The organism is Neisseria sp. HMSC070F02 (genome assembly GCF_001814225.1).
In the GTDB taxonomy this organism is placed as follows: Bacteria; Pseudomonadota; Gammaproteobacteria; order Burkholderiales; family Neisseriaceae; genus Neisseria; species Neisseria meningitidis.
On sequence record NZ_KV815451.1, the window covers coordinates 6,565 to 13,633 of the forward strand.

Annotated in this window: 8 protein-coding genes and 1 riboswitch; of the genes, 5 read left to right on the forward strand and 3 right to left on the reverse strand. The window is 51.7% G+C overall.

Annotated elements, in window-relative coordinates; all coding sequences use genetic code 11:
- Positions 1–134 precede the first annotated feature (134 nt).
- From hemA to gcvT, 3 genes are all read right to left on the reverse strand, one after another.
- Positions 135–1,382 (reverse strand): glutamyl-tRNA reductase, encoded by a 1,248-nt coding sequence (hemA, locus tag HMPREF2959_RS07170; RefSeq protein WP_002225559.1) that lies wholly within the window; start codon positions 1,380–1,382, stop codon positions 135–137.
- Between the two features lie 146 nt (positions 1,383–1,528).
- Positions 1,529–1,915 carry a glycine cleavage system protein GcvH gene (gcvH, locus tag HMPREF2959_RS07175; RefSeq protein ID WP_002223983.1) on the reverse strand — a complete coding sequence of 129 codons (387 nt, stop codon included), beginning with the start codon at positions 1,913–1,915 and terminating at the stop codon, positions 1,529–1,531.
- 161 nt (positions 1,916–2,076) lie between these two features.
- Positions 2,077–3,177 (reverse strand): glycine cleavage system aminomethyltransferase GcvT, encoded by a 1,101-nt coding sequence (gene gcvT, locus HMPREF2959_RS07180; RefSeq protein ID WP_050889088.1) that lies wholly within the window; start codon positions 3,175–3,177, stop codon positions 2,077–2,079.
- 210 nt (positions 3,178–3,387) lie between these two features.
- A riboswitch (glycine riboswitch) is annotated at positions 3,388–3,485 on the reverse strand.
- Between the two features lie 203 nt (positions 3,486–3,688).
- Between gcvT and HMPREF2959_RS07185 the strand changes: the two genes are divergently transcribed.
- Genes HMPREF2959_RS07185 through HMPREF2959_RS07200 form a run of 5 tightly spaced genes read left to right on the forward strand, consistent with a single transcriptional unit; the run spans position 3,689 to position 6,962 of the window.
- Entirely contained in the window at positions 3,689–4,171 is a 483-nt protein-coding gene (locus tag HMPREF2959_RS07185; protein WP_002245484.1) for an Lrp/AsnC family transcriptional regulator, read from the forward strand.
- Positions 4,172–4,217: 46 nt separating this feature from the next.
- Positions 4,218–4,823 carry a DUF1415 domain-containing protein gene (locus HMPREF2959_RS07190; RefSeq protein ID WP_083314153.1) on the forward strand — a complete coding sequence of 202 codons (606 nt, stop codon included), beginning with the start codon at positions 4,218–4,220 and terminating at the stop codon, positions 4,821–4,823.
- Complete coding sequence (locus tag HMPREF2959_RS07195) at positions 4,820–5,179, forward strand: YbaN family protein (RefSeq protein WP_002222875.1); 360 nt, start codon at positions 4,820–4,822, stop codon at positions 5,177–5,179. The genes HMPREF2959_RS07190 and HMPREF2959_RS07195 overlap by 4 nt, the downstream gene beginning before the upstream one ends.
- Entirely contained in the window at positions 5,176–5,526 is a 351-nt protein-coding gene (locus HMPREF2959_RS11230) for a C4-dicarboxylate ABC transporter (RefSeq protein ID WP_228372524.1), read from the forward strand. Before HMPREF2959_RS07195 ends, HMPREF2959_RS11230 begins: the two co-directional genes overlap by 4 nt.
- Positions 5,527–5,540: 14 nt before the next feature.
- Complete coding sequence (locus HMPREF2959_RS07200; protein ID WP_002222877.1) at positions 5,541–6,962, forward strand: sodium:proton antiporter; 1,422 nt, start codon at positions 5,541–5,543, stop codon at positions 6,960–6,962.
- Positions 6,963–7,069 lie beyond the last annotated feature (107 nt).

Sequence of the window (7,069 nt, forward strand, 5' to 3'; positions counted from 1 at the left end):
CTTGTCCTGATTTTTGTTAATCCACTATACTTTGTGATTACATCGATATAATGTGGGATTTCACGATGTTGTCAGACAGCACAAAAATATGCCGTCTGAAACCCCTTCAGACGGCATCCTTTTCCGGCGCACCGTTATTTGTCCAAATGATAAATCTGCGCGACGGCATGAACCAAATCTTTATCTTCTTCCCCCGCCTTATTCAAAGTTTGGGTCGGCGAATGCAGCAGCTTGTTGGTCAGTTGGACGGACAGCCGTTCCAAAACCTCTTCTGCCGTTGCGCCTTTGGCAAGCTGTTTCATCGCATTTTCCAACACCTGCTTGCGCGCTTTCTCGCCCTCGTCCCGCAAGGCTTTAATCAAGGGGACGCTCTGCCTGCCCTGCTGCTGCCTGACAAATTCGGCAACCTTCTCGGATACCAGCGTTTCGGCGGCGGCGGCGGCCTTCTGCCTTGCCTCCTTGCCGCTTTGGACGATGTTGACCATATCGTCCACCGTATAAAGATAGGCATCGTTCAAATCGCCGACTTCCGCTTCAATGTCACGCGGCACTGCCAAATCAAGCATGAACAACGGCATACTCTGCCTTTGTTTCAATGCACGCTCCACCATGCCTTTGCCGACAATGGGCAACTGGCTTGCCGTTGAAGAAACCACTACGTCGTAATCGTGCAGAATGGCAGGCAGATCGGACAGCAGGCACGGTTCGGCGTTGACACCGAGCTTGTCGCACAACTCCTGTGCACGCGCCAGCGTCCGGTTGGCAACCGTCATCAGCCGGGGACTTTTGGCGGCAAAATAAGTGGCAACCAGCTCAATCATTTCGCCTGCGCCGATAAACAAGACATTCAAATCGCCGATGTCGGGAAAAATCTGTTCCGCCAATTTGACGGAAGCGGAAGCCATGGAAACCGAGTTTTCGCCGACGGCAGTATCGGTACGGACCTCTTTAGCAACAGAAAAGGTTTTTTGGAACAGGGCATTGAGTTTCTTACCCATACTTTCCTGCTCTTGAGCAACCCTGACCGCATCCTTAATCTGTCCTAAAATCTGCGGCTCGCCCAACACCATCGAATCCAAGCCGCAGGCAACGCGGAAGGCATGGCGCACGGTTTCCTGCATATCCAGCGCGTACAGATACGGACGGATTTCTTCAATCGGCAAACTGTGGTAATCGGCAAGCCATCGGATGATTTCTTCCGAATCACCGACGCAGTAAAGCTCGGTGCGGTTGCAGGTAGAAAGGATTACCGCCTCCGTTGCCGCATTGCTTCGGGCAAGATTGCGGACGGCTTTAGGCAGGGCGGCGGCGGCAAACGCCAGCTTTTCCCGTATGCTTAAAGGTGCGGTTTGATGATTGAGTCCGACAGCGGTAAGTTGCATGAAAAAATCGGTAAAGATGAATATAGACCGTTATTATAGCCTAACTGAACTTTGAAGACACAGACAAAAACTGCACTTCCAAACGCATCCTTGCCGTCTGAAAGTGCAGTTTCTCAAATCAGTCATCCCATTATCAGGATAGAGATTTAGTCCACTTCGCCCGCGTATTGTTCGGCAGTCAGCAGACCGTCGTAATCGGCAGGATTGACAGGTTTGATTTTGAAGAACCAGCCTGCGCCGTAAGAATCGCTGTTGGCAGTTTCCGGAGCACTTGGCAAATCTTCGTTGACGGCAACGACTTCGCCTGCAATCGGTGCGTACACGTCGGACGCGGCTTTTACAGACTCAACCACACCGGCTTGCTCTTCAGCGGCAAGGTTCGCGCCGACTTCGGGCAGCTCGACGAACACGATGTCGCCCAACAGCTCTTGCGCGTGGTGGGTAATGCCGACGGTAATCGTACCGTCTTCTTCAAGGCGCAGCCATTCATGGCTGGCAACGTATTTCAGTTCGGCCGGGATGTTGTTGCTCATGGTTTGATACTCCATTGATAGGGGTTATTTTCAGACGGCATCTGCATGAATCAATATCCACAGATGCCTTGTTCAATGCTTTCTACAAACGTCCGTATCGGACAACAATTAAAACCTGCTTTCAGACGGCATATGAAATGAAAATGCCGTCTGAACCGATATTAATCAAACTGTTTTTGACCGTTACGCACGAACGGCAACTTCAATACGCGCACGTCCACTTCCTTGCCACGCATCAGCACTTTAGCGGTATCGCCGTCAAAGTCTTTCGGTACGCGGGCGATGGCGATGGATTGTTTCAGGCTGGGCGAGAATACGCCGCTGGTGGTTTCGCCTTTGCCTTTGTCGGTCAACACTTCCATATGCGCGCGCAGGATGCCGCCTTTGCCGAGCAGCAAACCGACCTGTTTGACGGCAACGCCTTTTTCTTTCAATGCCAACAAGGCAGCTTTGCCGACAAAATCGCGGCTTTCGTCTTTCAAATCAACGGTCCAACCCATGCCTGCTTCGAGCGGGCTGGTATCGTCGTCCATATCGTTGCCGTAGAGGTTCATGCCGGCTTCCATGCGCAGGGTGTCGCGCGCGCCGAGACCGCAAGGTTGTACGCCTGCTGCTTGCAGGGCTTTGAAGAATGCGACGGCTTCAGTGCCCGGCAGAATCACTTCGACGCCGTCTTCGCCGGTATAGCCGGTGCGGGCGACAAACCAATCGTTGCCCAAGTCTGCACCTTGGAACGGTTTGAGGCCGTGAATCACATCCGCCCATTCGGGTTTGACGGTCAGGAGTTTTTCAATGGCTTTAGGGCCTTGCACGGCAAGCATGCCGAGGTCGTAGCGCGGATTAAAGGCAACGCCGAACTCTTGTCCGACTTTATGGAACTGGGCGGTGTCTTTTTCGCGGGTCGCGCCGTTGGACACGATGCGGTATTGGGTTTCAGCTTCATTGGTGCGGTAAACGATCAAGTCGTCAATCACGCCACCGTTGTCGTTGAGCAGCGCGGAATAAAGGGCTTTGCCGACGAAGGCGAGTTTGGCAACGTCGTTGGCAATCAGTTTGCGGAAAAAGGCTTTGGCATTTGCGCCTGCTACGTCGGTAACAAGCATGTGTGATACGTCGAACATACCTGCATCGGTGCGCACGGCTTCGTGTTCGGCGATTTGTGAACCATAATGGATGGGCAGCTCCCAACCGGCAAAATCGACCAGCTTCGCGCCTGCATCTTGATGGGCTTGATGAAATGGGGTGGTTTTCAGAGTAATCATTCTCAAGTTTCTCCGGATTTTTTGTTCAGATGCCACCCGCGCACCTGTGCGCGGATGACCCTATCTGTCCTTGAACCTGAGATTTTCGGCCGTATCCGCATGATGGTAAACCAGTCTGCTCACTGCTTTGCGCGGTTGTCTGAATGGTGGTTCAGACGGCCTTCTCCCCTTCGGTGGACGTTATTCCAACGCCGCTCTCCAGATTGTTTGTTTCAATGTGCAGTCCCTGATACCTGAGCGATTTAAGGGTGTCTGCGCCTTCGGTGGTTACATTGTAGTTGGGTGTAACACTCTCCTGCACATTTCCCGATTATGTCTTGAATCGGCGGTTTGGGCAAGCCGTCTTAAAAGAGATGCAAACCGACCGCCTCTGTTTTCACATGATTTTCCGAAAACAAAATTTGTCCCGGATGACGGTATAACTTTTTATATGTTAATATGGTCTCCATCTGTGCGGATTGCCGCAAACATACGGACAGACAATCCGAATTCCTTAAAACGGAACGCAAATATGCCCCAACTCACTTTAGACAAAACCGATATTAAAATCTTACAGGTTCTCCAGGAAAACGGCAGGCTGACCAATGTCGAACTGTCCGAACGTGTCGCACTTTCGCCTTCTCCGTGCCTGCGCCGTCTGAAGCAGTTGGAAGATGCCGGCATCGTCCGCCAATATGCCGCGCTGCTGTCTCCGGAATCCGTCAACCTGGGGCTTCAGGCATTTATCCGCGTTTCCATCCGCAAAGCAAAAGACGCGCGGGAAGACTTTGCCGCATCGGTTCGAAAATGGCCTGAAGTCTTGAGCTGCTTCGCCCTGACAGGGGAAACCGACTACCTGCTTCAGGCGTTTTTTACCGATATGAACGCGTTTTCCCATTTTGTTTTGGATACGCTCCTGTCCCACCACGGCGTACAAGATGCACAATCGAGCTTTGTTTTAAAAGAAATCAAACAAACCACCTCCCTGCCGCTCAACCACCTGCTGAAGGAATAGTGCCCTTCCCGATTTTCCCGCACGTGCAATCTGCAAACACATTTACATGACAATAATGAATATCAATACTTCCGAAAATAAAGATGCTGTTGCCGAACACACCGGACAATGGTTGGAAAAAGCCGTCATCGGTCTGAACCTGTGTCCCTTTGCCAAAGCCCCCCACGTTAAAAACCTTGTCCGCATCGCGATCAGCGAAGCCAAACACCTTGACGGTTTTTTGGAAGACTTGGACGAAGAACTGCAGCGACTGGGCAATACACCCGCCACCGAACTGGAAACCACCCTGCTGGTTCACCCGACCCTATTTCCCGATTTCGACGTATTCAACGATATGCTCGATATTGCCGATGCCGCCGTTGTCGAAAACGGCTTGGAAGGCATCGTCCAAATCGCCCCGTTTCATCCCGATTTCCAATTTGAAGGCACGGATTCAGACGACATCGGCAACTACACCAACCGTTCTCCCTATCCGACGCTGCACCTCATCCGAGAAGACAGCATTGCCAAAGCCGCACAAGCCTTTCCCGACGCTTCGGCAATATTCGAACGCAATATCGCCCTGCTGGAAAAAATGGGACATGAGGGCTGGGTAAAACTCGGTATCACATCCTGCCCTTATCCGCACAATAAGAAAAATATTTCAAAATGATACGTTATCTTTTAATTGCCTGCGGCTGCATTTCCCTGCTGTTGGGTATCATCGGCATTTTTTTGCCGCTGTTGCCGACCACGCCGTTCGTACTGCTCTCCGCCGCCTGCTGGGCAAAGGCATCCCCGCGCTTTTACCGCTGGCTGCACCGGCACCGCTATTTCGGCCCGATGGTTCATAACTGGGAACAAAACGGCGCAGTGCCGCGCAAAGCCAAAATATTCGCCATCAGTATGATGACCGCATCCTGCCTGATAATGTTTTGGCAGTTTCCCCAACGCTGGTGGGTCGGGGCGGTTTCATCGGTTTTTTGTTCCCTTGTCGCCATATGGATGTGGCGCAGGCCCGAATCTTGAATGCCGTACTGAAAGGGATAAGGGCAAACAAACGGGGGGGGGGCAAACCTGTTTCATTGCAAATATATGTTAAAATAAATTCATTTTTCGTTTTCGATAGATTATTTATTAAAGACATATATTTATTTGTTTTAAATAAAATTATTTATCAAAAAGAACATATATTCCCAAGCACAGCAATCCGCCTTCCCGCCGCCTTCCGGTTTGGGAAACTGGTTTATCCTGATTATTTACTTTACAATCAATCGGAAAACTTTTTTCAAAAACAAACAGGCAGCACAGTCCGCCTATGTCCGGGCGGCACGGTGCCTGTATCACTCCCACGCGCCGCGCAAGGCAGTGCTTGAATCGAGGAAACACGATGCGCCACCTACCCCTGTTTTCACTAATGCTTTTCCCAGCATCGGTTTACGCCGCAGATTTGGACGGCGCAAACCTAAACCTGCTGTGGGGCCTGCCCTTTGCCCTGATTTTGCTGTCTATCGCATTGGGTCCCTTGTTTTTTTCGCATACCTGGCATCACCATTACGGCAAAATTACCGCCTTTTGGACATTGCTCTTCCTCATCCCGTTCAGTTTGGTTTTTGGCGCGTCCGCCGGTATCCATACCGTCGCACACGCACTCGTTGAAGAATACATCCCTTTCATCCTGCTGCTGCTTGCCCTGTACACCATTTCAGGCGGCATTTTGGTTTGGGGCGACTTGAACGGCACACCCAAGCTCAACACCGCCCTGCTTGCCGTCGGTACGGCACTTGCCTCTATCATGGGAACGACCGGCGCAGCAATGCTGATGATTCGTCCGCTGCTGAAAGCCAACCAAAACCGTACCCGCCGCGTGCACATCGTCATCTTCTTCATTTTCCTGGTTGCAAACATCGGCGGCGGTCTGACCCCTTTGGGCGACCCCCCACTCTTCCTCGGCTTCCTCAAAGGCGTAGATTTCATGTGGACGGTCAAACATATGTTCGCCCCCGTCCTGATCAGCACCGCTGTCCTGTTGACCGCCTTCTATTTCATCGACAACCGTTTCTTCAAACAGGAAAGCATTGCACAAGATACGCCGGCACAACAGGAAAAACCCGAAAAAATCGCCATCTTCGGCAAATGGAACTTCCTCCTGCTTTCGGGCGTGGTCGGCGCGGTTCTAATGTCCGGCCTTTGGAAACCCGAACACCCGGGATTTGAAATCCTCGGCAGCCGTTACGCCCTGCAAAACCTCGTCCGCGATGTCATCCTGATTGCATTGACCGCCGTATCTATGGCAATCACGCCCAAACAAGTCCGCGCAGGCAACGAATTCAACTTTGAACCCATCGCCGAAGTGGGCAAACTCTTCCTCGGCATCTTCATCACCATCTTTCCCGTCCTGAGCATTCTGAAAGCAGGCGAGGCAGGCGCGCTGGGCGGGGTGGTATCGCTGGTTCACGATACGGCAGGTCATCCGATTAATGTGATGTATTTTTGGATGAGCGGCATATTGTCGGCATTCTTGGATAACGCGCCCACTTATCTCGTTTTTTTCAATATGGCGGGCGGCGATGCCCAAGCCTTGATGACGGGTACCCTGTTTCATTCGCTGCTGGCGGTTTCTATGGGTTCGGTATTCATGGGCGCACTGACCTACATCGGCAACGCACCGAACTTCATGGTCAAGGCCATTGCCGAACAGCGCGGCGTACCGATGCCGACTTTCTTCGGCTATATGATGTGGTCGGTCGCCTTCCTGACACCCGTCTTCATCGTACATACCCTTATCTTTTTCGTTTTCAAACTGCTGTAAACGCTATGCCGTCTGAACATTCAGACGGCATTTTAAATTCCGGCATAATCAAATCAATATCCCCCCTTCCGACAATTATAGTGGATTAACAAAAATCAGGACAAGGC

What these genes read in the sequence shown, in the direction of transcription:
- hemA (WP_002225559.1), bottom strand. Translation starts at nt 1,382, where the DNA reads ATGCAACTTACCGCTGTCGGACTCAATCATCAAACCGCACCTTTAAGC.
- gcvH (WP_002223983.1), bottom strand. Translation starts at nt 1,915, where the DNA reads ATGAGCAACAACATCCCGGCCGAACTGAAATACGTTGCCAGCCATGAA.
- gcvT (WP_050889088.1), bottom strand. Translation starts at nt 3,177, where the DNA reads ATGATTACTCTGAAAACCACCCCATTTCATCAAGCCCATCAAGATGCA.
- HMPREF2959_RS07185 (WP_002245484.1), top strand. Translation starts at nt 3,689, where the DNA reads ATGCCCCAACTCACTTTAGACAAAACCGATATTAAAATCTTACAGGTT.
- HMPREF2959_RS07190 (WP_083314153.1), top strand. Translation starts at nt 4,218, where the DNA reads ATGACAATAATGAATATCAATACTTCCGAAAATAAAGATGCTGTTGCC.
- HMPREF2959_RS07195 (WP_002222875.1), top strand. Translation starts at nt 4,820, where the DNA reads ATGATACGTTATCTTTTAATTGCCTGCGGCTGCATTTCCCTGCTGTTG.
- HMPREF2959_RS07200 (WP_002222877.1), top strand. Translation starts at nt 5,541, where the DNA reads ATGCGCCACCTACCCCTGTTTTCACTAATGCTTTTCCCAGCATCGGTT.